The organism is Prauserella halophila (assembly GCF_024171895.1).
Classification (GTDB): Bacteria; Actinomycetota; Actinomycetes; order Mycobacteriales; family Pseudonocardiaceae; genus Prauserella; species Prauserella halophila.
In genome coordinates this window covers 311,841-335,110 of record NZ_JAMTCQ010000013.1, presented here as the reverse complement: position 1 = coordinate 335,110, position 23,270 = coordinate 311,841, and the positions used below count along the sequence as shown (strand labels likewise).

Sequence of the window (23,270 nt, the reverse complement as noted above, 5' to 3'; positions counted from 1 at the left end):
CGCACCGGTTGTCGTTGCGGTTGTCGCAGGTGCGGAAGAACGGCACGGTGCCGTATTTGCGTGCGGATGGGAAGACGCAGGTCACGATCGAGTACGACAAGGACAAGCCGGTCCGGTTGGACACGGTGGTGTTGTCGTCGCAGCATGCTGAGGGTATCGATCTGGACAAGCAGCTTGCGGCGGATGTGCAGAAGTATGTGATTGATCCGGAGATCGAGGATCTGGGTCTGCAGGCGGAGAACCCGAACATTTTGATCAATCCGACGGGCCGGTTCGTGGTCGGTGGTCCGATGGGTGATGCGGGTCTGACGGGTCGGAAGATCATTGTCGACACGTATGGCGGGATGGCCCGTCATGGTGGTGGCGCGTTCTCGGGTAAGGACCCGTCGAAGGTGGACCGGTCCGCGGCGTATGCGACGCGGTGGGTGGCCAAGAACGTGGTGGCTGCCGGTCTGGCGGATCGGGCCGAGGTGCAGGTCGCCTATGCGATCGGTAAGGCGGCTCCGGTGGGGCTGTTCGTGGAGACGTTCGGGACGGAGAAGATCGCGCCGGAGAAGATCCAGGCGGCGATCAACGAGGTGTTCGATCTGCGTCCGGCGGCGATCATCCGGGATCTGGATCTGCTGCGGCCGATCTATGCGCAGACCGCGGCGTATGGCCACTTCGGCCGTCCGGACGCGAACCTGCCGTGGGAGAACACCAACCGCGCGGCAGCGTTGAAGGACGCAGCCAAGGCCTGACGGTGAACGCGGCGCCGGGGGAGGCGGGCAACAGCCAGTAGCCTCCCCCGGCGCCGCTTCCACGTGCGCCCCGCAAGCTTTCGAACACCCAAAAGGGAGTGGACCCCGTTATGCGCATCGCCGTCATCGGCTCGATCGCAACCGACCATCTGATGTCGTTCTCCGGCAAGATCAAGGACCAGCTGGTCGCCGACTCGCTCGAGAACGTCTCGCTGTCGTTCCTCGTCGAGCACCTCGACGTCCGTCGTGGCGGAGTCGCCGGGAACATCTCGCTCGGGCTGGGCCGCCTGGGCCTCAACCCGGTCCTGGTCGGTGCCGTCGGGCAGGACTTCGGCGAGTACCGGTCCTTCCTGGAGCAGCACGGCGTCGACACCAAGTCCGTGCACGTCTCCGAGACCCAGCACACCTCGCGGTTCCTGTGCACCACCGACGAGGAAGAGAACCAGATCGCCTCGTTCTACGCCGGTGCGATGAGCGAGATGCGCGACGTCGACGTGAAGTCCGTGGCCGACCGTGTCGGTGACCTCGACATGGCGCTCATCGGCGCCAACGACCCCGAGGCGATGCTGCTCCACACCGAGCAGTGCCGGAAGTACGGCATCCCGTTCTCGGCCGACATCTCGCAGCAGCTCGCCATCATGTCGGGCGACGACGTGCGCAAGCTCGTCGACGGCGCGACCTACCTGTTCACCAACGAGTACGAGGCCACGCTGCTGCTGAAGAACACGGGCTGGAGCGAGGCCGAGGTGCTCGACCGCGTCGGCAGCTGGGTCACCACGCTCGGCGGGGACGGCGTGCGCATCTCGGGCACGAGCCACGAGACGATCGAGATCCCGTCGATCCCCGACGTCAAGGTCGCCGAGCCGACGGGTGTCGGCGACGCGTTCCGCGCCGGGTTCCTGTGGGGCCTGAGCGTCAGCATGACGATGGAGCGCGCGGCCCAGGTCGGCTGTGTGTTCGCGAGCATCGTGCTCGAGGCAGTGGGCCCGCAGGAGTACACGCTGGACCGTTCCGAGTTCTCGAACCGCGTGGCCAAGGCGTACGGCAACGACGCCGCGGCCGAGATCGAATCCAAGCTGCGAGTGTGACGACGGACGGCGGCTGTCCTGTCGGCTCTTGCGAAGCGCGTGCCCGTCGCCGACGGCGGCCTCGCGACCGAGGGCATCCCGCAGCATGCGGCGCAGTCGTCGCTCACCACCCGGAGGCGAAGCACGTCGGCACCTCCAGCGAGTGTGACGGTGCTTCGAGATGTTTGACCGCGCGACAATGATCCTGGGAAACTCGACTCGAGTAGGCCGAGAGGCGCTGCAGCGGAGGGGTCTCCGCCACGCTCGGCCACTTTCCCTGGCAACGAAAGGGCGCCTCTGTCACAGGAGGCCCATCGCGTATGCCGGATTCCCACCCCACGAGCGCGTCGTCGGCGCGCGTCGTCGTGTAGGTAGTCCCGGTAGGCGAGGGTCAGGATCGGAAAGGAAGTCATGGGTAACAAGTTGCAGCAGGTGAACGGTCTCGAGTTCGCCGTCGCCGACCTGAAGCTGGCGGAGGCCGGCCGGCACCAGATCCGGCTCGCCGAGCACGAGATGCCGGGTCTCATGGCGACGCGTCGCGAGTTCGCCGCGTCGAAGCCGCTGAAGGGCGCGCGTATCGCGGGCTCGCTGCACATGACCGTGCAGACGGCTGTGCTGATCGAAACCCTGGTGGAGCTCGGTGCCGAGGTGCGCTGGGTGTCCTGCAACATTTTCTCGACGCAGGACGAGGCCGCCGCGGCCGTCGTCGTCGGGCCGAACGGTACGCCGGACAAGCCCGAGGGCGTCGAGGTCTTCGCCTGGAAGGGCGAGACGCTCGAGGAATACTGGTGGTGCACCGACCGGCTCTGGGACTTCGGCGACGGCAAGGTCGCCAACATGATCCTGGACGACGGTGGCGACGCCACGATGCTCGTGCAGAAGGGTGCCGAGTTCGAGGCCGCCGGCGCCGTGCCGCAGCCGACCAACGAGGACCCGGCCGAGTTCAAGGTCGTCCTCGAGACGCTGCGCAAGTCGCTGGCCAATGACAAGGGCCGCTTCACCAAGCTCGCCAAGGAGATCAAGGGCGTCACCGAGGAGACGACGACCGGTGTTCACAAGCTCTACGAGCTGGTGAAGACGGGCGACCTGCTCTTCCCGGCGATCAACGTCAACGACTCGGTCACCAAGTCGAAGTTCGACAACAAGTACGGCTGCCGCCACTCGCTGCCGGACGGCATCATGCGTGCCACCGACGTCCTCATCGGCGGCAAGGTTGCCGTGGTTGCCGGCTACGGCGACGTCGGCAAGGGTTCGGCCGAGTCGCTGCGCGGCCAGGGCGCCCGGGTCATCATCACCGAGGTCGACCCGATCTGCGCGCTGCAGGCCGCGATGGACGGTTACCAGGTCACGACGCTGGACGAGGTCGTCGAGACGGCCGACATCTTCATCACCACGACCGGTAACTTCGACATCATCACGGCCGAGCACATGTCGAAGATGAAGCACCAGGCCATCGTCGGCAACATCGGCCACTTCGACAACGAGATCGACATGGCCGGCCTCGAGGCCACCCCGGGCATCAAGAAGCTCGAGATCAAGCCGCAGGTGCACGAGTTCACCTTCCAGGACGGCCACTCGATCATCGTGCTGTCCGAGGGTCGTCTGCTGAACCTGGGCAACGCGACCGGCCACCCGAGCTTCGTGATGTCCAACAGCTTCACCAACCAGACGCTGGCGCAGATCGAGCTGTGGACGAAGCCGGGCGAGTACGGCAAGGACGTCTACCTGCTGCCGAAGCACCTGGACGAGAAGGTGGCGCGCCTGCACCTCGATGCGCTGGGTGTGAAGCTGACCAAGATGACGAAGGAGCAGGCCGAGTACATCGGCGTCGACGTCGAGGGTCCGTACAAGCCGGAGCACTACCGGTACTGATCACTTCGCGGTGAGGGCGTGTCCGGTCCGGCCCCGTCATCCGGGGCCGGGCGGGTACGTACCGCGCGGGTCCGCCCGGTTCCCACCGGGCGGACCCGCAGCCCGAAGCAGTCACCGTTTCGTGCACTGGAGGACCCGAGAAGGCGGTTCGACATGAAAACCATTGCTCTAGAGCTGGTTCCGCCCGAGGTGGAAGGCGGCGCCCAGGCTGCCGCCGAGGAAGGCCAGAAGGTCGCGCGCGTCGCCAAGGAGACCGGCCTGGACGGCGCCATCAAGCACCTGATGATCCCGGGCATGATCGAGGAGGAGTCCGACCGTCCCGTGGAGCTGAAACCGCGGATGGACGTGCTGGACTTCTGGAACTCGGTCAGCGGTGAGCTGGACGACGTGCGGGGTCTGTGCACCCAGGTCACGGCGTTCCACGACAAGCCCCAGCTCACCCAGCGGCTGCACTCCCTGCGGGACGCGGGGATGGACGGCATCGTCTTCGTGGGCGTGCCCCGCACCATGGCCGACGGCGAGGGCTCCGGCATGGCGCCGACCGATGCGCTGGCCGAGTTCACCGACGTCGTGCCCAACCGCGGCGCGATCCTCATCCCCACGCGGGAAGGGGAGCAGGGCCGGTTCGGCTTCAAGTGTGACCGCGGTGCCACCTACGGCATGACGCAGCTGCTGTTCTCCGACTCCATCGTCGGCTTCCTGCGCGACTTCGCGAAGCAGTCCGAGCACCGCCCGGACATTCTGCTCTCGTTCGGCTTCGTGCCGAAGGTGGAGACGAAGCTCGGCCTGATCGACTGGTTGATCCAGGATCCGGGTAACGAGGTCGTCAAGAAGGAGCAGGAGTACGTCGCGCGGCTGGCCGAGATGCCGTTCGAGCAGAAGAAGCGCGAGCTCGTGGACCTGTACAAGCGCGTCATCGACGGCGTGGGCGACCTCGGCTTCGATATCAGCGTCCACCTGGAGGCGCCGCTCGGCGTGTCCAAGCCGGCGTTCGAGGTGTTCAGCGAGATGCTGGACTACTACTCGCCGCTGAGCTGATTCCGCTGAGCTGATCTCGCAGCCGCGACGCCGCGGCGGCGTTCGCAGCGCTCACCGGTTCCCCGATGATCCCGGGGGCCGACCGATGGAGATGTCCGCCGGTCGGCCCCCGGGATTTTTCGTGTTCCGCTCCGCCGCATTACCGGTTACCCGCAGCGGGGTGAGTGCAATCGCCGTCGGCGGGACGTGTTGGGCGCGGTTCGGGTGCCCGCGGGCGAACGGCCGGTGCGGGGATTGCTGTGCTGCGCCGAGGCGGTGGGAGTGCGGACGGTGCCGGGGTGTGCCGGTGGTCCGCTGCTGGCCGAGCGTGGTGACGTCGGCGCGGACGGCGGACAGCCGGGCCATGAGCACGCGGATGCCGTTGTCGAAGGCGTAGAGCATGGCCTGTGGGTGGTCGTCCTGCGGGCGGTCGTGGTGCGAGAGCGGCTGGGCGAGGCCGGTTCCGCTGATGGTCCAGTTCTCGTCTCCGCCGACCGGTCCGGTGAATTCCACCGTGACGGGTTTGCTGACGGCCGAGCGCGGCAGGGACGGATCGGTCCCGGTCGGCACGAGCAGATCACCGCCGGGGCAGACGTAGGCCGCGAGCGGGACGGGCTTCCCGCCGTCGACGGTGATCGTGGCCGTAACGCGGCAGGCTCGATCGCCGATCAAAGCTACGCAATCGGCATGAGTCAGTCCGGCGTGCTTCATGCTCGCTCCCTTCCGCGGCCGGGATGCGCCACTGGCGCCGTCCGGCCGAGTTCGTCGTCGGGGACGGCGTGTCCCCGCGCGGTTTTCGGCGGTGGGCGGGCGGAGAGTTCGGGTAGTGTCGATGGCGGTCGTGGTCGTCGGCTCGTCGCAGTCGATGGTCACCCGTGGGCGGTCACTTTTCCTTGGTACGCCGGGCGAAACGATCCGTCCACACGGTGCCTCCCGGTGGGTGAGGCAGGGCGTGGCGTGTGGTGGATCCGGCTCCGGCGAACGGCGTCGGCGCGCAGTGGAGGTTGGCATGGGTGTTTCGCAGAACCGGTTCCGGATGGCGTTCGCGGGCTACGACCGCGAGGCCGTTGATCGTCATTTGACTGCGCTCGAAGAGCAACATCGCGCCATGGCAACGGATCGGGCACGACAGGAGCGTCGCGCCGAGGCTCTGGCCGCGGAGCTGGCGGAACTGCGCGAGGCCCATGCCGCGTTGCGAGCCAAGTTCGACCGGGTGTGCCGCACCCCGATCGAGAGTGACGGGCTGTCGGAGCGGATGCTGCGGCTGGTCGACCTGGCGCACGCCGAAGCCGCCGAGATCGTGCAGGATGCGCGCAATCACGCCGAACGCACCCGCACCGCTGCCGACGAGGAGGCACGTCGGCTCCGCCGCCGGTACGAACGTACGCTCGCCGAACTGGACGATCGGCGCACGCAGTTGGAGGCCGAGTTCACCGAACGGACCCGCCGCCATCGGGTCGAGGCCGGGGAACGCGAGAGAGTGGCCGACGAGAAGCGGCGCTGGCGCGACGAGGAATCGGCCCGTCGTCGTCAGCACGCGGAGCAGGAGCTCGGGAAGGCGCTCGCGGCGCGGCGGGCCGAATCGGAACGCCAGATGCAGCGCCGCGAGGAGGAGTCGGCCGATCGCGCCGCCGGTGTTCTCGCCCAGGCGCGCGAACACGCCGCCGAGGTGGTCGCACGCGCGAGCACGCGGGTGGCGGAGCTGGAGGAGCTGCAGCGCACGTTGTCGACCCGGCTGCGGGAGACGCGGCAGATCCTGAGTACGGCCGGTGAACTCACCGACCCGGTGGCGGTGGAACCCGCGGTGTCGGAACCCGCGGCGGTGGAACCCGCGGTGGGGCCGGAACGTGCGGCGGGACCGGACCCCGCGGCCGGGGATTCCGGTTCGATTGCGGAGTCGGTGCCCGCACCACGTGTCGGTGGCGACGATGCCGTGTCGGTGGCGCCGCGACGGACGTGAGCGAGGCGGCCTGCACCCGGTAGCTGCGCGTGGCGGCAGGGGCCCGGCCGTGTGGTGGTGATCGTCCGTCCCGGTGGCGCCGCGGGCGTTCTATTGCACATGAACATCGATTTCAGTAGCACTGGACGAGGTTGCCGTCGCCGGATGGCGGTGCCGGATCCATCCCGAGTGCGAGGAAGGCTGGAGGCCGATCCATGTCGCTGAATGTGCCCGCCGAGCTGTTGGACCGTGCGGAGAGCGGGGGCGTCGACGACGCCGAGTTCGTGGCGTGCGTGCGGGAGTCGTTGCCGTACGCGTGGGAGATCATCACCGGGGTCGTCGCGGACCTGGAGACCGAGGGCGCGGCGTTCGCCGACCACGCGACGCCGCCCCCGAGTGAGGCCGAGCGTGGGCAGCTGCTGCGCGCGCTCGCGTCGGATTCGATCCGCGGTGGGCTGGAGCGGCACTTCGGGGTGAAGCTGGCGTTCCAGAACTGTCACCGGGTCGGGGCCTTCCGGCCTGCGGCCGTCGACGGTGCGGAGTACCGCGAGTTCGTGTCGGCACGCGGTCAGCTGTTGAACCAGAGTCCGGAGCTGCGCGACTGCTGACGGCGGTTACGTCGGGTTCGGGCGGCTCTCGCGCAGTGCGGGCAGCACCTCGGCGCCGAGGCGTTCGATGGTGGCCAGCGTGCGCTCGCGGGAGCCGCCGCCCTCGACGAGCATGAGCACCCGGTCGGCGCCGGTGGCCGCGATGCCGGTGCGGAGCCGGTCGATGCAGTATGCAGGGTCGCCGACCGGATGCAGGTCGCAGAGCAGTTCGGCGTAGGCCATGGGGTCGCGTGGCGTGCGCGGCCGGTCGTCGACCGGGATGTAGCCGGCGAGACCGGGAGTGAGCCAGCGCGGAAGTGAACTGCGGAGTTCGTCGACCGCCGACGCGCGGTCGGCTCCGACGTGGGCGACGACGGTGGAGGTGTGCCGGGCCGGCAGGGCGCCGCCTGCCCGGGCTGCGGCGCGATCGTAGGCGGCGATGGTGCGGGCCTTGTCGTCGTCGCTCGCGTGCATGCCGAGGAGCATGGGCAGTCCCCGTTCGGCGGCGAGCGTGGCGGTGTCGGCGGACGTACAGGCGACCGTGACCGGCGGGTGCGGTCGGGTCAGTGCGGGAGGCGTGAGCGGCACCTCTCGGAAGGTCAGGCTCGGCCCGTCACCGCGGACGTGGTCGTCGGTGAGGCTGGTGAGGAGCAGGTCGAGGCGCTCGGCGAAGTGCTGTTCGTAGGCTTCGACGCCGGTGCCGAACACTTCCAGGTCGACCCACGGGCCGCCGCGGCCGACGCCGAGGGCGAAGCGGCCGCCGGAGAGCCGGTCGAGCATCCGGGTCTGTTCCGCCAGTGCGACGGGATGCACGGTGGACAGCACGCTCACCGCGGTGCCGACGGTGATGCGGCTGGTTGCTCCGAGCGCGTGACCTGCGAACGTGATCGCCGACGGGCACGTGCCGTAGGACATGAAGTGGTGTTCGGCGATCCACGCCTCGTCGAAGCCCGCGTGTTCGGCATATCGGACAGCGTCGGCGGCGGTTTGCAGTGCCGCGCCGGGGTCGTCGCCGAACACGGCACCGAGGAGAAAGATCCCGAATTCCACGGGACGTGACCCTACGTGATCGACAGTGTCCGATGTGGACCGGCATGAGGCGGGACCGCAGGTCGGCGGGTGAGGGCGGAGGCTACCGGCAGGTCACCGGGGCGGGTGAGTTGGTACCGTCGCCGGTGTGGGGAAACTTCGATCGCACATCACCTCGTGGGCCACTCGGCTGTACCTGGCTCGGGCGCAGCGCAAGGGCGGCCTCGACCTGCAGAAGGTGCTGCCCGAAGCGGCGCTGATGCCGTTGCGGCGGGACGGTCTCGATCCGGTGGGGGAGCTCGGCGAGGTCAGGACGGCGGAGCCGGTGCGGAAGCTGCCGGTGCCGTTCGGGCTGAACGTGTGGTTGGTCAGTGGGTACGACGAGGCAAAGGTCGTACTGGGTGACGGCAAGACGTTCAGTAACGATTTCGGCACTCTGATGGCCGAGCTCGGCATGGATCCGGATGACAATCCGGGGGGTCTGGGGTTCGTCGATCCGCCGGTGCACACGCGCCTGCGCAAGCTGCTGACGCCGGAGTTCACGATGCGCCGGCTGACGCGGTTGCAGCCGGGTATCGAGCGGATCGTCGGTGATCGTCTCGATGCGATGGAGAAGAAGGCGGCGTCGGGCGAGCCGGTGGATCTGGTCGAGGAGTTCGCGCTGCCGATCCCGTCGTTGGTGATCTGTGAGCTGCTCGGGGTGCCGTACGAGGACCGGGACGAGTTCCAGCACCTGGCGGTGGCGCGGTTCGACCTGTTCGCGGGTGCCGGCGCGGCGGTGGGGGCGATCTCGGAGTCGCTCGAGTATCTGCTGAAGGTCGTGCGCAAGGAGCGTGAGAACCCGGGTGACGGGCTCATCGGAATGATCATCCGTGAGCACGGCGACGAGATCGGCGATCGGGAGTTGGCCGGGTTGGCCGACGGCGTGCTGACGGGTGGTTTCGAGACGACCGCGAGCATGCTGTCGCTGGGTTCGCTCGTGTTGTTGCGCGATCCGGAGACGTTCCGCCGGGTGCGCGAGGACGACGAGGCCGTGCGGGTGTTCGTGGAGGAGGCGCTGCGGTACCTGTCGGTGGTGCAGGTGGCGTTCCCGCGGTTCGCGCGCGAGGACATCGACGTCGGCGGAGTCACGATCGGCAAGGGCGACATGGTCGCCGTGTCGTTGTCGGGTGCCGACCGGGACGACGTGCTGGGTGCCGACCTGGAGACGTTCGACGGCGAGCGGGCGCCGACGCAGCACCTGGCGTTCGGCTACGGCGCGCACCGGTGTGTGGGTGCGGAGCTGGCGCGGTTGGAGCTGCGCGCGGCGTACTCGGCGCTGGTGCGCCGGTTCCCGGACATGACGCTGGCGGCGGATCCGGCGGACCTGGAGTTCCGCCAGACGTCGATCGTCTACGGCGTCGAGAAACTGCCGGTGCACCTCGGCCGACGGTGACTGGCCGGCCGGGACTCGGCCGACGGTGACTCGGCTGATGGTGACTCGGCCGTCGGGGACGGCCGCCCTCTCTCCGGCGGGCCAGCCCGCTCAGCCGCCCGCCATCGCACCGATGATCAACAGTGGTTCGGTGCCGTGAACGACCGGATCCGGTAGTGGGGCGTCGTGCGGTTCGTGCGACAGGTCCTCCTCGCAAGCGAAGAACCGCACGAACGCGCGGCGTTGCTGGGTGTCGTGGTGCCGGATCGTGCCGGTGAGAACCGGGTGGTGGGCTTCCAGTACGTCGAGCACGGCGCTGATCGTCACCGTGCCCGGTACGTCGAGCGTCAGTTCGCCGTCGTCGATGCGGGCGAGTTTGCGCAGATGCGTGGGCAGGTGCACGCGGATCGCGGTGGTGGTGGCCGAGTCGCTCAAGGCAGGGTCTGCACTTCCACGGACAGGACGGACGGCAGGTCGCGCACGACGGGTGCCCAGGTGTCACCGGCGTCGGGGGAGGCGTACACCTGGCCGCCGGTGGTGCCGAAGTAGATGCCGCAGTCGTCGAGGTTGTCGACGGCCATGGCGTCGCGCAGCACGTTGACGTAGCAGTGCTCCTGCGGCAGGCCCCGGGTGAGCGGTTCCCAGTCGCCGCCGCCGGTGCGACTGCGGTACACCCGCAGCTTGCCGTCGAGGGGGAAGTGCTGTTCGTCGCTGGTGATGGGCACGACGTAGACGGTGTCGGGGTCGTGGGCGTGGACGTCGATGGGGAAGCCGAAGTCGGTGGGCAGCCCGTCGCCGATGTCGTACCAGCTGGCGCCGTCGTCGTCGCTGCGCATGACGTCCCAGTGCTTCTGCATGTAGAGGGTGTCGGGCCGCTGCGGGTGGCGGGCGAGGTTGTGGACGCAGTGGCCGACCTCCGCCTCGGGTTGCGGAATCTGGCCGGATTGCAGGCCGCGGTTCGCGGGCTGCCAGGTCTTGCCGCCGTCGGCGGTGCGGAAGACGCCGGCTGCGGAGATCGCGACGTGCAGGCGGTCGGCGTCACGTGGGTCCTGGATGATGGTGTGGAGGCACATGCCGCCTGCGCCCGGCTGCCAGTCGGGGCCGGATTCGTGGCAGCGGAGTCCGCGGAGTTCGTGCCAGGTCTGCCCGCCGTCGACCGAACGGAAGAGGGCTGCATCCTCGACGCCTGCGTACACGGTGTCCGGGTCGGACAGTGACGGTTCGAGGTGCCAGGCGCGCGTGAACTCCCAGGGGCGTTGCGAGCCGTCGAACCACTGGTGGGTGCCGACGTCTCCGTCGTAGGTGAAGTGATTGCCCACCGGCGTCCAGGTCGAGCCACCGTCGTCGCTGCGATGGATCTGCTGGCCGAACCAGCCGAGCGAGGCCGACGCATAGATGCGGTCGGTGTTCTGCGGCGAGCCCGCCAGGTGGTACATCTCCCAGCCCCCGAAGAGTGGGCCTTCGACGTGCCAGTCACGGCGTGTGCCGTCGGCGGTCAGGATGAAGGCGCCTTTGCGGGTGCCCACGAGTACGCGTACGCCGGTCATTCCGAGTCCCCTTCTCGAGTCGTGGATGGGGGAACTGTAACCGGAGTCACTTGTCAAAAACAACCGTGCATCTGTGAAGCAAGATCATCGTCCGGTGCCGGACAAGCACGGGTTCGGGCGAACAGTCGTCAGTCCCCTCGCCGGTCCTCGCCTGTCGAGTGGTCGGAATGCCCCAGGTCGCGGGCGGTGTCGACGATGTCGCGGACCATACGCTTGAGGGCCGACAATTCCGGGAAACCGCCGTCGACCCGGCGTGACCACAGCGTCCGGCCGTCCAGGCGGACGTCGAACACGCCGCCGGTGCCCGGGACGAGTGCGACTTCGCCCAGCGATGTCGTGAAGGTCGTCAGGAGTTCTTGGGCGGTCCATCCGGCGCGCATCACCCAGCGGCACCGGGTGCAGTATTCGATCTCGAGGCGCGGCGCACGCGCGTTGGTGGAGTCGGTCATGTGGACCAGTATCGCCGCTGCATCGTGGCCGGAACGGGACGGATATAGTGCAGCCTGCGCCGGTAACGGCGTGGGGGCCGGTAGCTCAGTTGGTTAGAGCAGAGGACTCATAATCCTTTGGCCGTCGGTTCAAGTCCGACCCGGCCCACCCTTGTGACCTGCATGTTCACGACTCAGTGCGCGAGGTCAAGATCGTTTGTCCATGGCTTTGTCCATGGCCGAGTTCTTGACCGGTGCCGGAGGTCGGCGGACTCTGGACTCATGGCTGGGGTTGAGAACGGCAGTGACCGGCGAGGTCGCGGCAATATCCGGCGCCGCGGCGGCTCGTTGCAGGTGCGCGTGTACTCGGGCGTCGATCCGGTGACCGGTAAGGAGATCTACCTGTCGGAGACCGTCCCGGGTACGGACAAGGCGGCCTACCGGCGTGCGGACAAGGTGATGACCAAGCTGCAGTCGCAGGTCGACAAGCAGCGGGTGCCGAGTACGAACGTCTCGTTCTCGTATGCCATCGACGAGTGGTTGCGCAGTAGCGACATCGAGCCGACGACCCGGCATGCGTACGTGGGCTACATCGAGCGCACGATCCGTCCCGCGCTCGGCGAGATGCCGGTGAACAAGCTGAGCGCGCGGAACCTGGAGACGCTGTACGGGGAACTGCGTCGGTGCCGGCGCCGCTGTGACGGTCTGCCCTACATCGAACACAAGACCGGCGACGAGCACGACTGTAAGAAATCCAAGTGCAAGCCCCCCCGAATGCCGGCCGATGGCTCAGGCGTCGGTGCGGCAGATTCACGCGATCATCAGTGGTGTGCTGAACGCCGCGGTGCGGTGGGAGTGGATCGACTCGAGTCCCGCCAAGGTCGCACAACGTCCGCGCCAGCCTGCTCCCCGGCCGGATCCGCCGTCACCGGATGAGGCGGCCAAGCTCGTGGAGAAGGCGTTCGAGCTCGACGAGGAGTGGGGCACATTGGTGTGGCTGGTGATGAGAGGTGGGGTTCGATCCATCCTCCTGCCAGTCCCGCCGCTGCTCGAGTCGCCTGGGCTGCCGCGGTACTGGCTGCCCCTCAGCCGCAACGGGTTCGCGATGCCGCCTACGACATCCTTGAACGCGCACTTGTGACCTATTGGTACAGCAATACCGACGGCGTCACGACCGATGCGCTCTGTGAGAGACACGGTCTGGACCGCTTCGAATTCCGACGGATGGCCGCCCGCATCGGCCGTGCGCTTCCCGACGTCGATCAAGGGACCTTCGATCAGTGGTGCGTTGAAGCGAACGTAACTCTCAAACAGCACCCACCCACGCCGGGCCTTAAGCGTGCAGATAAGAGCGGCCATCTCGCGGCTGGCAGACCCACAAGAGGTAGATCCCCGCGAAAGGTGGCCGCGGTCACCGCAGGGGCAGGCAGTGACATCCGGTCCTCGGTAATCCACCAGGTTAAGGGCGAACAAGCCGATGCCGTGCTCGTCGTCATTCCCGACGACAACCGCACCGCGGCAGTTGTCGGTGCGTGGACCAGCGGTGACCACCCGCCAGAAGTCGCGGAGAACCTCCGCGCCTTATATGTCGCAACTACTCGAGCTCGGCGTTTGCTCGCGTTCGCGCTGCCTGACTCGGTCTTCGAAACGGTGCGCAAGCACCTCAACGCAGAGGGTGTACCCACGCGAACGGGGCTGCTGAAGGCTGTGGGCAGGTACCGCAGATAGTTGGTGATTATCTGCGGTAGTCACGGACAGTACAACCGCCACTTTTCATTCGAATTTTCCTCGCGCCCCCGGAATTCAGCTCGCGCGCACCAGGTCTGGTACCTGCAGGTGGTGGTCGGTGAGCTGTTGAAAGGCCGCCGCGGCTCGTAGCAGCACGCCTTCCTCGAACGGACGCCCGATGAGCTGCATGCCGATCGGTAACCCGGCCTCGTCGAATCCGCACGGCACGCTGATGGCCGGCAACCCGGTCAACGACGGGAGCCCGGTGAACTGCATGATCGTCGAGAGCATGTCCTCGGGCTTGTCCAGTTCGATCTCCACGGTGGCGTCACCGAGTGGCGTGGCGGTGAACGGCAACGTGGGGCACGCCAGCACATCGGCTTTCTCCAGCGCAGCCAGCGTCTGTCTGCGTAACAGCGTGCGGTACCGCTGCGCCTGCAGGTAATGCGTGGCCGGTAGCAGCTCTCCGGCTTCCAACAGCGTGCGAACGTCGTCGCCGTAGTCGTCCGGACGCTCGCGCAACCACCGCTGGTGGTAGGTGCTCGGTTCGGCGGCTTCGACGGTGAGTTGCGCGGAGATGTTGCCCTCGAGGTCGTCGACCTGGACACCGAGTGTCTGCGCCCCGGCGGAGGTGAACACTTCCAGAGCTTGCCGCACCGCCTTGTCGACCTGCGGTTGCAGGTGGTGCAGCGAGTACCCGTCGATCACGCCGATGCGCAGCCCGTCCGCGCCGGCATCCAGGTTGCGGGAGTAGTCCGCTGTCGGCCGGTCGACCGAGCCCGCGTCGGCTGGGTCGTAGCCGGCGATGGCATCGAGCAGTGCTGCGCAGTCGGCCGCGGTGCGCGCCATCGGCCCCACAGTGTCCATCGTCCAGGCCAGCGGGACTACCCCGGCGTTGCTGACCCGGCCGATGGTCGGGCGCAGTCCGGTGATGCCGTTGAGCGCGGAAGGCAACCGAACCGATCCGCCGGTGTCCGTACCCAGCGCACCGAAGCTGGCCCGAGCGGACACCGCCACGCCGGAGCCGCCACTGGATCCTCCTGGCATTCTGCTGGTATCCCAGGGGTTCTTAACGAACCCGTATTGCGGATTCGCCGAGGTTGCGCCCCAGGCGAACTCATGCATGTTCGTCTTGCCGAGCAGGATCGCTCCGGCGGAGCGCAGCTTCGCTGCGACGGTGGCATCCCCGACCGGGCGTCGATCGGCGAGTACCTTGCTACCCGCGGTGGTGAGCTGGTCGCTGACGTCGATGTTGTCCTTGAGTACCACCGGCACGCCGTGCAGTGGGCCGAGCCGGTGACCTGCGTTGATCATCGCTTCGCTGGCTTTGGCCACGGTCAGTGCCTCCTCGGCCAGCACCGAGATGAACGCGTTCGTCTCTGCAATGCGCTCGGTCCGCTGCAGGGCGGCCTGCACTAGCTCGACCGGTGAGACCTTCCGCCGAGCTACGCGGTCGGCTGCCTCGGTCAGCGTCAAATCAAGAAGTTGGTCGTCAGTCATCAGCGGGCTCCGCCTGGTTCGTCTGTGGAGCCGCGAACGGGGTAACTGGCATGACCTCGTCCAGCTCCGCTGCCCGCATTCGCGCGTTGAGCGCGTGCGATCCGGGCAGCCATTCGTTCAACACATTGGTGATCGCGTCCGCGCGGTCCACGCTTAGCGGCAGCCCGGCCAGAGCGGCCGCTGCGCGGACCGATGCGGGCGTGAGTGGCGGTTCCGTCGCGCTCATGCTTTGCCCTCCGCGGAGACGACGGTGACGGGTTCGCGTAAGGGTTGCTGGTGGTGGGCGTTGCGCGGCTGTGCAAGGATCTCGTCGGTGCGCTTATCCAGCTCAGGTGTGGAGACCCAGCCCTTCGTCCGCGCGAGCTCTTCGAGCGCAGCCATCCACCGCTCGTAGTAGCTCCATTCCGACAGGTCGCTCTGCCGACTCTCCCAGACATGGATCGCGGCGATGAGTTCCTGCTGGAAATCTTCCCACGGAAATCCGAGTTTCTCGTGCAGCGCCACCGTCATGCTGAAGGCGCGGATTTCCCATGCCTTGTCGAAGGCCACGTCGTCGGAGCGCCGGGGGATCCGCTCGCTGAAGGGCAGCACGTCGACAAGAGATTTCAGTTTGGATTTTGTATCATCCGAGGGTCGTTCGTTGATGCTCTGCATGAGTCAGTTCTCCGGGGTTAGAGGGTCGGCGACGCCGATGAGTGAGTCGCGGGTTACTAGCGCGGCCAGCTGCTCCTCGGTGAACCCGTCGGTGCCGCCAGGCCGCTGCGGGAGCACCCAGTAGCGCAGCTCGGCGCTGGAGTCCCAGATGCGGATCTCGATGTCGTCGCCAACATGCAGCCCGAACTCGGCCATCACGCCGCGCGGGTCCCGGACCGCGCGAGCCCGGTAGGCCGGGTACTTGTACCAGTTGGGCGGCAGCCCGAGCACCGGCCACGGATAGCAGGAGCACAGCGTGCAGACAACCATGTTGCGCACGGAGTCGGTGTTCTCCAGCACGCGCATCTCCTCGCCCTGCATTCCCCCGACGCCCATTTCTACGCAGGCGGAGGTGGCATCGACGAGCAGGCGCTGCTTGAACTCCGGATCTGTCCAGGCGCGCGCGGCGATCTTGGCGCCGAGCTGCGGTCCGACCTCGTGCTCGTACACCGAGGACATGTAGTCGATGGCGTCCGAGCCGATCAGACCCTTCTCGACGAGGATGGCCTCCATCGCCTTCACCCGCGCGGCGATCTCCTCGTCGCTGCGCGGGACAATTCCCGGGCTCGGGTGGATGTCATGTTCGAGACTCATCAGCAAGCTTTCCTTCTGCGCAGTGGTTCAGTCGGGAATGCGGCTCACGCCGTGGTGAGGTAGGGCTCCCACTGGTCGATATGGACGATCGTATTCGCCGCGTTCGGCTCATCGCCCCACAGCTCCGCACCAGTGAAGCGCACAGTGTAGAGGTGTTCCGGGCAGTCACCCCCGCCGATCGCGTTCGTGTCGGGAAAGACGTAAGCGCCGTGCACGCCCACGATCTCGCCGGCCTTCCCGCGCACATAGCCAGCGCGGCGGGTATGTGTGGTCGAGGCTCCGGGCTTGACGCGGACCTGGTCACCGACCTCGAAAATCGGCGGCGCTTCCACCTCCCGTCGGTACTCGTCACCGTTCGAGATCATCTGCCGCAAAGCGTCGACCTGCTCCGGCTTGGCCTTCTTCGGCGGGGCTTCCTGCGGGTTCTGCTGGTAGTATCGGGTCCGCCGCTCCAGGTCCTGTGGGTCGAAGATCCCAGCCCGGACGCCGTGCTCGGTCATCGAGTGGATCCAGTGTTCGAAGTACCTGGTGGCGAGGTACTCCGCAGCCGGGATCCGTTCCATCGCGGCCCGGAACTGATCGAGGTTGAACGCTCCCGCCATGGCCATGGCGGGGAACATCGTCAGCACCGAGCGCTCCCAATCGGAGTGAAAAACCGGTTCGTCGGGCTCTGGGCGCACGGCCCCGATCCCTTGCCGACCTCCCAAGTCGTGTACGCCATCCATATTGCCGCCTTTCGCTGGTCCGATCGATCGGTTGCTCGATCTGTCGTGCCGGAGACCTTTTATCTGCTTGGGTCCTTACCGTTCCTGCGGAACTGGGTGTCGCGGTACGTGTCGAGGGCGTCGCTGAGCTGCTGTTTGAGGTCGAGCCGCTTTGCCTTGCCGGTCGCGGTGAACGGCACGTCATCGCCGAAGACGACGACCTTGGGCTGGTAGGCGAAGTCGAGCCATTGGGCGCAGTATTCGATGATCTCCTGCTCCGAGGCCTCCTCGTCGCAAACGACGTAGGCGGCGACCTCCTCGCCGTAGTAGCGGTTCTCGAACGGGATGGCCAGGCCGAAGCGCACCGCCGGGTGGGAGGTCAGCACCTGGTCGATCGAGAGCGGTGAGATGTTGACTCCGCCCCGGATGATGAGCTCTTTAAGTCGCCCCGTGATGAAAAAGTACGGAGTGCCGTCCGGGGCGGGCAGCCAGAATCCCTCGTCGCCGGTGTGGAACCAGCCGTCGCGCAGTGCTTCGGCGGTCTCGTCAGTGCGTCCTGCGTAGCAGGACATCACTGTGGCGCCGCGGATGACGAGCTCGCCCCGCCGGTCCGGGGGGCATGTATTGCCGTCGGGGTCGTGGACGGCGACCTCGACGTGTGGTACTGCCGGGCCGATGCTGGGAAAACCGTGGTCGGAGTACCACGTGTGCCGCGACGGTTCCGGCGATCGATCCATGAGCGTGGCGACCGCGGTCGTCTCGGAGAGCCCGTAGAGGTGCCGGACCGGTACGTCGAAGCGCTCCTCGAAGTTGGCCACCGTGTCGGACATGAGCGGACCCGCGCCGCAGAGCACCTCCCGGAAGTGATCCGGTGCCGGCCCGGTGTCGTCTGCGAGCAGGAACTCAAGCAGCGACGGGACCATGCTGCAGGCTTCAATGCCCTCCGCGGTGACGTCCTGCCAGAACCGGTCGGAGCGGAACCGATCGCACAGCACGGTGGTGTGCCCGCCGTACCAGGATTGCAGACTGGAGACGACCAGACCGTTGACGTGGTGGATGGGCAGGATGGTAAGTAGCCGTGTTCCCAGCTTCCAGTCCAGGGCCCGGTGCAGCGCGTCGCAATCGGTGAGCAGGTTCGCCGTGGTCAGTACCACGCCTTTCGGTGCTCCTGTGGTGCCGCTGGTGTACACCCGCAGGGCGGGAGTGTCGAGCGAGGCGCCCGGGTGCTTGTCGTGCTCGGCAGGTGAACCGCGGTCGAGCGAGGCGCTGGAGACGGTTCTAGCCACTGTTCCGGCGATGATCCGGTTCGCATCGGCGGCCCATGCGTCGGTGTGCACCACGAATCGCGCTTGCGCATCGTTGAGGACATATGACAGCCGCTCCACCGGTTCGTGGGGGTTCAGCGGCAGGTAGCACGCTCCGCGCACCCAGCACGCGAAGGCGAGTTTGAGTGCGTCCGCGCTGCTGCCGGAGAGGCCAGCCACGCATTCGCCCTGTTGCACTCCGAGGTCGGCCAGAGTGTCTGCCGCGCCGTCGATCCACCGCTGCCATTGTTCGTAGGTCCATTCACGCCGAGTGCCCGCATCATGATCGAGTTCGACCAGGTAGGTCGTCCTGGAATGGTGTTGCGAAGCGAAGAACTCAGCGAAAGAAGCCCACGGCAGGTCGAAGTCGTCGATCGGTGCCGATGCCCTCGTCGTTGCGTTCATAGCCGATGACACTAGTGATGCAGCACACGTCCATCAATGTATGAATCGAGAGCACCTCGGCTCGCTCGGTGGAGAAAACAACACACGAGCGATCCTTCCCGCGAGCCGACCACGGTCATTCCATCGTCTCAAGCAGCGTGGCTAGCCGGAGGGCGAGGTGTACCTGCAACAGCTGCTCGCCGCGCCGCCATCCGGCGCCGAGCAGCCGATCCACCCGCTCCAGCCGCTTGTACAGGGTGTTGACGTGGATGAACAGCTCCTTGGCCGCCTGCCCGGGTTGTGCGCCACACTCGAGGTAGGCCTCGAGCGTTCGCGCGAGGCTGCCTTCGCGGCCGGTGTCGTCGCTCAGCACTGGACCGATGACCTCCCAGACGAACTCCTCGATCTGGCCGCGTCCCGTGTCGCTGAACAGCAGCGTGTACATGCCGAGCTGCTCCGGGGTGGCCCCGGTGCCCTGTCTGCCGATCCGCATGAGGATCTTCGCGCAGTTCAGCGCCCGCGACAGCCCGGCGGAGGCGTCGGCGAGGGTGTCGAACGGTCCAACCGCACCTATTGTGATTGGCTTGCCCGCGGTCTCGGTCAGCTGTGTGGCAAGATCGTCTGCGAGCTGCGCACTGTCGGCCGAGGGCAAGATGACGGCGACGTGACTGGCCGTCACCTGGGCTAGTCCGGCCCGGTCGAGGGCGATTCCGGTGAGGTCCTTACCGAGAGCCGAGCGCGGCGGCTGACTGCTGGCCTCCGCGTAATCGGCCTCGATGGCCACGGCGACAGAGTAAGGCGGGTCGGCGAGAGCAAGACCGGAGGCGGCGGCACGTGCTCGGATGCGCTGCTCGGTCTCGGGGTGGCTGGCGATCTCGGCGAAGAGCTCGCCGGCCAGACGGCTTCGTGCTTCTTCGTGTGCGCGAAGGTCGGTGAGCAGGAGAGCCGTCACCATGGCGGCGCTTTCCAGTGCGCGCACGTCGTCGTCATCGAGCTGCCTGCCTGCGAACACCACAAAGCCGAGTCGCGTCGTGCCGGCGTGCACAGGGGCGATGCGGAGTGGGCCGACCTCGGCCTGCGGCACGGCGACGGACCGATCCGAGATCTCGGCGAGCACGGCTGGGTCCGGCGGTGACGGTGCGTTCTCGAGTGGGGTCAGGGGAGCGCCGGTGGCGTCGGTGACCAGGACGGAGCCGCCGATGCCGGTGGCCACTGCCTCGGCGAGCTCTATGATCGAAGCGCCGGTGGCGACGAGTTCGGTGAGCCGCTCGTGCAGGTCGGCGGCGCGTTCGAGCATGCGGTTGTGCTCTTCGATCTGCGCGTTGGCCTTTTCCAGCCGGACGACGGCCTGTTGGGTCTCTTGGAACAGCGAGGCGTTCTCCAGGGCGATGGCCGCATGGCTTGCCAGCGAGGACAGGAGGGCGACCTCGCTGTGCTGGTAGACCCGCGGACTGCGGTCGGCTGCGAAGAGGACGCCGATGACCATGGTGCCGATCTTCAGTGGAACGCCAAGAATCGCCTCAAGCGCCTCGGCTCGGACGACCGGGACGATCGATTCCGCGAAGCGCGGATCCGACTGGTAGTCGGAGGTCCATTGCGGAGAGCCCGTTGTCGCGACCAGGCCGCCGAGCCCCTCGCCGTAGGCGAGCCGGATCGACATGAACTCCGGAGTTTGGGTCCCGTCCGAGACCCGCATGAACGTGTCGCTGCGCTCGCGATCGATCAGCATCAGGTATGCGGTGTCACTGGCTAGGAGTTGTCTGCTGCGCCGCACGATCGCGGCGAGCACCTCGTCGACATCGCGGATTGACGACAGGTCTCCCGCGGTGTCGAAAAGAGCCGCCAGCTCGCGGGTGCGCCGCTGGTACTCCTCGAGCAGATCCTCGGTGGAGTCCCGAGCCTCTTCGGGGATCGGCATGGTGGCCGTCCTCCGCGTCGATGCGTGATGTCCGCAGTGCCGAGCGGCCCAGGCTCTGGCCGCTCAGCACTGCGGAGCGCGGACAAGAATGATTAACCGTATGTACGGTAGACGAGGTGTTGTAGTCTCCGCCAGCATCATGCCGTGCTCCCGCAGGCGAGCGCGCTGCGGCGCCGAGGACCGCCGTTCGCCAGCCCGGCGCACCCCATTGATCAGGCGATACCGACGTGGAGGAATGACGTGTCGATCGACGTCGAGACCGACGGACATGTCCGAGTCATCACCATCAACTGGCCCGAGGCGCGCAACGTGATCGACCCCGAGCACAACGCCGCACTCGGCAAAGCCGTCGAGGAGTTCGAAACCGATCAGCATGCGCGGGTGGCGGTGCTGACCGGAGCCGAGGGGCGACCTTCTGCGCAGGTGCCGACCTCAAGGAGCTGCTACCTCCGTTCCGGGACGCCGTGCGCGCCGGCGAACGACCGGAGTGGAACTTCGGGGGCTTCACGGCCACGGAGCGCAGCAAGCCGATCATCGCCGCGATCAACGGTCACGCGCTGGCAGGTGGGCTCGAGATCGCACTAGCTTGCGACATCCGCCTCGCCGTGCCCAAGGCTGCATTCGGTCTCGCTGAGACGCGCTGGGCGCTCATCCCCGGCGCGGGCGGAACGGTGCGCCTACCGCGAGCGGCCCCTATGGGGGTCGCGATGGAGATGATTCTCGCCGCCGAGCCGATCAACGCCGCCGAGGCGCACCGGATCGGCCTGGTCAACCGCCTCGTTCCGGCCGCCGAGCTGCGTGCCGACGCACTCCGCGTCGCGGGGCTGATAGCCCGTAGCGGTCCGGGCGGCGCGGGCGGCGATCCTCAAGGGGCTGGACCGGTCCGTCCCGGAGGCGACGGCGGACGATTTCGAGCGGTTCCGGGAGATCCTGTGCACCGAGGACGCGGACGAAGGCATGACCGCGTTTGGGGAGCGCCGCGCTCCCGTTTACCCGGGAAAGTGATTAGGCGGTCTCATCGGCGATCGGGAGCCGTTCCGGGGCCCGCCGGACGGTCTCAATCGCCTGGTCGATCAGTTTGTCCAGGTCGGCGTCCTCATCGGACTCGCGCATGAGGCCGCCGAGAATATCGTGCGCGAACAGCCGCGAGATGTCCTCGACGGACTGCTGCCCGTCCGGCCGGTACCAGGTCCAGGCGTAGTTGCACATGCCGAAGACCTGCAGCGCCGAGATCTGCGGGTCGGGAGTGCGGAAGACGCCGTCGCGCACACCGCCGCGAAGAATGTCGACCATGATTTGTGTATAGCGCATCCGTTGTGTGAGGACGTAGTCGTTGAGGTCGCCTTCGAAGTAGCGGACCAGTTCGCGCATGCAGGCGAGGCTGGCCGCGCGGTCGTCGCGGTGTGCGGCCAGCAGCGCGTAGATCATCGCGATGAGGCGACGAACCGGGTCGTCGAGTTCGGCCTGGACGAACTCCGCCTCGGCGAAACGCCGCGCGAAGTAGGCGACGTGGAGTTCACCGAGCAGCGTTTCCTTGTTCCCGAAGTGGTGGACGATCGTGCCCTTGCTCAGGTTCAGCTGGGCGGCGATGTCGCCGAGGCTCGTGTCGGCATATCCGCGGTCGGCGACATGTTCGGCGAAGACCCGCAGGATCGCCTCACGCGAGCTGGGTCGCGAGCCTCGTCCTGACATGCACTCAGTATAGAGAGCCGCCAAACGTGACGTGCGACATGTTCTAGTGACTGACCGTACGTGCGGTCAATACTCTTTCGAGTAGCGCCACAGGGCCAACAAGCGGCGGAGCCCTCCCGGGGGTCTCCGTGTTCGGGGAGGCGCCGCCGTCGGAGAAGATCTGAGGAAGCCATGAACTACGGCCGCACGCCCCTCGACGATCTCCCGTCGCGGGTCACGATTTGTGAAGTCGGGCCGCGCGACGGGTTGCAGAACGAGCCCGTGGTGCTGCCCGTCGAGGTGAAAGCGGAATTCGTCGCCCGCCTCGTCGACGCCGGGAACACCGTGGTCGAAACGACCAGCTTCGTGCACCCGAAGTGGGTGCCGCAGTTGGCCGATGCCGAAACGCTGCTTTCGGCGATCGAGCAGTCCGAGGGAGTTCGGTATCCGGTGCTGGTGCCCAACGAGCGTGGCTTGGACCGCGCGCTCGACCTTGGCATGCGTGACATTGCCGTGTTCGGCAGCGCCACCGAGTCGTTCGCACAGCGCAACCTCAACCGGTCCGTCGACGAGTCGATTCAGATGTTCGCGCCGGTGGTCGGGCGGGCCCGCGAGGCCGGCCTCGCTGTGCGGGGCTATCTGTCGATGTGCTTCGGGGACCCGTGGGAGGGCGAAGTGCCCGTTGCGAAGGTCGTCGACGTCGCCTCCCGAATGATGGCGCTGGGCTGCACCGAGCTGAGCCTCGGCGACACGATCGGCGTTGCCACCCCCGGCCGCGTCACGGCGCTGCTGGACGCACTCTCCGCCGCAGCCATTTCGATGGAGCACGTCGCGGTGCATTTCCACGACACCTACGGGCAGGCGCTAGCCAACACCCTCACCGCCCTGCGGCGCGGCGTGACCACTGTGGATGCCAGTGCGGGCGGACTCGGCGGTTGCCCGTACGCGGGCAGCGCCACCGGCAACCTCGCCACCGAGGACCTCCTCTGGCAACTCGCCGGTCTCGGCATCGAGACCGGCATCGACCTGGACAAGATGGTCGCAACGAGCGTCTGGATGGCCGAACGTCTCGGCCGTCCCAGCCCGTCCCGGACTGTCGCTGCCCTCGCCCGCTGAGCACGAGCAACGAGAGGT

Annotated in this window: 24 protein-coding genes, 1 tRNA gene and 1 pseudogene; 13 read left to right on the top strand and 13 right to left on the bottom strand. The window is 67.3% G+C overall.

Going from position 1 to position 23,270, the window contains the following annotated elements; translation table 11 throughout:
- The 4 genes from metK to LY41_RS20860 all read left to right on the top strand — a co-directional run.
- Window positions 1-740, top strand: a 740-nt coding sequence (metK, locus tag LY41_RS20875; protein ID WP_253865881.1) for a methionine adenosyltransferase, incomplete at its 5' end; no start/stop codon positions are given.
- Window positions 741-850: 110 nt separating this feature from the next.
- The gene (locus tag LY41_RS20870) at window positions 851-1,828 is read left to right on the top strand and encodes a carbohydrate kinase family protein (protein WP_253865880.1); all 978 of its coding nucleotides are present in this window, start codon (window positions 851-853) and stop codon (window positions 1,826-1,828) included.
- A gap of 390 nt (window positions 1,829-2,218) precedes the next feature.
- On the top strand, window positions 2,219-3,679 hold the full coding sequence (gene ahcY, locus LY41_RS20865; protein ID WP_253865879.1) for an adenosylhomocysteinase: 1,461 nt from the start codon (window positions 2,219-2,221) through the stop codon (window positions 3,677-3,679).
- 153 nt (window positions 3,680-3,832) lie between these two features.
- Window positions 3,833-4,717, top strand: coding sequence for a mycobacterial-type methylenetetrahydrofolate reductase (locus tag LY41_RS20860; RefSeq protein WP_253865878.1), 885 nt, complete (start codon window positions 3,833-3,835; stop codon window positions 4,715-4,717).
- Between the two features lie 51 nt (window positions 4,718-4,768).
- Here the strand turns inward: LY41_RS20860 and LY41_RS20855 are convergent, their stop codons facing one another.
- Entirely contained in the window at window positions 4,769-5,407 is a 639-nt protein-coding gene (locus LY41_RS20855; RefSeq protein ID WP_253865877.1) for a hypothetical protein, read from the bottom strand.
- A 298-nt stretch (window positions 5,408-5,705) separates the two neighbouring features.
- Between LY41_RS20855 and LY41_RS20850 the strand changes: the two genes are divergently transcribed.
- Window positions 5,706-6,656: a DivIVA domain-containing protein gene (locus tag LY41_RS20850; RefSeq protein ID WP_253865876.1), complete on the top strand. Its 951-nt coding sequence runs from the start codon at window positions 5,706-5,708 to the stop codon at window positions 6,654-6,656.
- Window positions 6,657-6,850: 194 nt separating this feature from the next.
- Complete coding sequence (locus LY41_RS20845) at window positions 6,851-7,243, top strand: SCO5389 family protein (protein WP_253865875.1); 393 nt, start codon at window positions 6,851-6,853, stop codon at window positions 7,241-7,243.
- A 6-nt stretch (window positions 7,244-7,249) separates the two neighbouring features.
- On the opposite strand, the gene LY41_RS20840 is transcribed toward LY41_RS20845, so the two are convergent.
- Window positions 7,250-8,272, bottom strand: coding sequence for an LLM class flavin-dependent oxidoreductase (locus LY41_RS20840; RefSeq protein WP_253865874.1), 1,023 nt, complete (start codon window positions 8,270-8,272; stop codon window positions 7,250-7,252).
- Between the two features lie 127 nt (window positions 8,273-8,399).
- Here LY41_RS20840 and LY41_RS20835 point away from each other — a divergent pair, with 127 nt between their 5' ends.
- Window positions 8,400-9,686 (top strand): cytochrome P450, encoded by a 1,287-nt coding sequence (locus tag LY41_RS20835; RefSeq protein WP_253865873.1) that lies wholly within the window; start codon window positions 8,400-8,402, stop codon window positions 9,684-9,686.
- Window positions 9,687-9,776: 90 nt separating this feature from the next.
- On the opposite strand, the gene LY41_RS20830 is transcribed toward LY41_RS20835, so the two are convergent.
- The 3 genes from LY41_RS20830 to LY41_RS20820 all read right to left on the bottom strand — a co-directional run bounded on the left by LY41_RS20830 (window position 9,777) and on the right by LY41_RS20820 (window position 11,661).
- Entirely contained in the window at window positions 9,777-10,100 is a 324-nt protein-coding gene (locus LY41_RS20830) for a MoaD/ThiS family protein (protein ID WP_253865872.1), read from the bottom strand.
- Window positions 10,097-11,212: a WD40/YVTN/BNR-like repeat-containing protein gene (locus LY41_RS20825; protein ID WP_253865871.1), complete on the bottom strand. Its 1,116-nt coding sequence runs from the start codon at window positions 11,210-11,212 to the stop codon at window positions 10,097-10,099. The genes LY41_RS20830 and LY41_RS20825 overlap by 4 nt, the downstream gene beginning before the upstream one ends.
- Before the next feature lie 128 nt (window positions 11,213-11,340).
- Window positions 11,341-11,661: an Rdx family protein gene (locus LY41_RS20820; RefSeq protein WP_253865870.1), complete on the bottom strand. Its 321-nt coding sequence runs from the start codon at window positions 11,659-11,661 to the stop codon at window positions 11,341-11,343.
- Between the two features lie 74 nt (window positions 11,662-11,735).
- Here LY41_RS20820 and LY41_RS20815 point away from each other — a divergent pair.
- From LY41_RS20815 to LY41_RS20805, 3 genes are all read left to right on the top strand, one after another.
- Window positions 11,736-11,809: transfer RNA gene (locus tag LY41_RS20815), tRNA-Ile, on the top strand.
- 113 nt (window positions 11,810-11,922) lie between these two features.
- Entirely contained in the window at window positions 11,923-12,576 is a 654-nt protein-coding gene (locus tag LY41_RS20810) for a tyrosine-type recombinase/integrase (protein ID WP_253865869.1), read from the top strand.
- Between the two features lie 201 nt (window positions 12,577-12,777).
- Complete coding sequence (locus tag LY41_RS20805) at window positions 12,778-13,368, top strand: ATP-binding domain-containing protein (protein WP_253865868.1); 591 nt, start codon at window positions 12,778-12,780, stop codon at window positions 13,366-13,368.
- A 75-nt stretch (window positions 13,369-13,443) separates the two neighbouring features.
- Here the strand turns inward: LY41_RS20805 and LY41_RS20800 are convergent, their stop codons facing one another.
- The 7 genes from LY41_RS20800 to LY41_RS20770 form a co-directional block, all read right to left on the bottom strand.
- The gene (locus LY41_RS20800) at window positions 13,444-14,868 is read right to left on the bottom strand and encodes an amidase (protein WP_253865867.1); all 1,425 of its coding nucleotides are present in this window, start codon (window positions 14,866-14,868) and stop codon (window positions 13,444-13,446) included.
- A complete protein-coding gene (locus tag LY41_RS20795) occupies window positions 14,861-15,094 on the bottom strand; it encodes a hypothetical protein (protein WP_253865866.1) in 234 nt (77 codons plus the stop codon). The genes LY41_RS20800 and LY41_RS20795 overlap by 8 nt, the downstream gene beginning before the upstream one ends.
- The gene (locus LY41_RS20790; RefSeq protein ID WP_253865865.1) at window positions 15,091-15,522 is read right to left on the bottom strand and encodes a nitrile hydratase accessory protein; all 432 of its coding nucleotides are present in this window, start codon (window positions 15,520-15,522) and stop codon (window positions 15,091-15,093) included. Before LY41_RS20790 ends, LY41_RS20795 begins: the two co-directional genes overlap by 4 nt.
- 3 nt (window positions 15,523-15,525) lie before the next feature.
- Entirely contained in the window at window positions 15,526-16,155 is a 630-nt protein-coding gene (gene nthA, locus LY41_RS20785; protein WP_253865864.1) for a nitrile hydratase subunit alpha, read from the bottom strand.
- A gap of 44 nt (window positions 16,156-16,199) precedes the next feature.
- On the bottom strand, window positions 16,200-16,880 hold the full coding sequence (nthB, locus tag LY41_RS20780) for a nitrile hydratase subunit beta (protein ID WP_253865863.1): 681 nt from the start codon (window positions 16,878-16,880) through the stop codon (window positions 16,200-16,202).
- A gap of 59 nt (window positions 16,881-16,939) precedes the next feature.
- Window positions 16,940-18,568, bottom strand: coding sequence for a class I adenylate-forming enzyme family protein (locus LY41_RS20775; protein ID WP_253865862.1), 1,629 nt, complete (start codon window positions 18,566-18,568; stop codon window positions 16,940-16,942).
- A gap of 115 nt (window positions 18,569-18,683) precedes the next feature.
- Complete coding sequence (locus LY41_RS20770) at window positions 18,684-20,465, bottom strand: helix-turn-helix domain-containing protein (protein WP_301297390.1); 1,782 nt, start codon at window positions 20,463-20,465, stop codon at window positions 18,684-18,686.
- A 144-nt stretch (window positions 20,466-20,609) separates the two neighbouring features.
- Here LY41_RS20770 and LY41_RS23735 point away from each other — a divergent pair.
- Together LY41_RS23735 and LY41_RS20765 are read left to right on the top strand one after the other, a co-directional pair.
- Window positions 20,610-20,861, top strand: a pseudogene (locus LY41_RS23735) (enoyl-CoA hydratase/isomerase family protein); the annotation flags it as partial.
- Between the two features lie 68 nt (window positions 20,862-20,929).
- Complete coding sequence (locus LY41_RS20765) at window positions 20,930-21,580, top strand: enoyl-CoA hydratase/isomerase family protein (RefSeq protein WP_253865860.1); 651 nt, start codon at window positions 20,930-20,932, stop codon at window positions 21,578-21,580.
- Here LY41_RS20765 and LY41_RS20760 read toward each other — a convergent pair.
- Window positions 21,471-22,157, bottom strand: coding sequence for a TetR/AcrR family transcriptional regulator (locus tag LY41_RS20760; RefSeq protein WP_253865859.1), 687 nt, complete (start codon window positions 22,155-22,157; stop codon window positions 21,471-21,473). The genes LY41_RS20765 and LY41_RS20760 overlap by 110 nt on opposite strands.
- Before the next feature lie 171 nt (window positions 22,158-22,328).
- On the opposite strand from LY41_RS20760, the gene LY41_RS20755 reads away from it, so the two are divergent.
- Entirely contained in the window at window positions 22,329-23,252 is a 924-nt protein-coding gene (locus tag LY41_RS20755) for a hydroxymethylglutaryl-CoA lyase (protein ID WP_253865858.1), read from the top strand.
- Window positions 23,253-23,270: the final 18 nt, after the last annotated feature.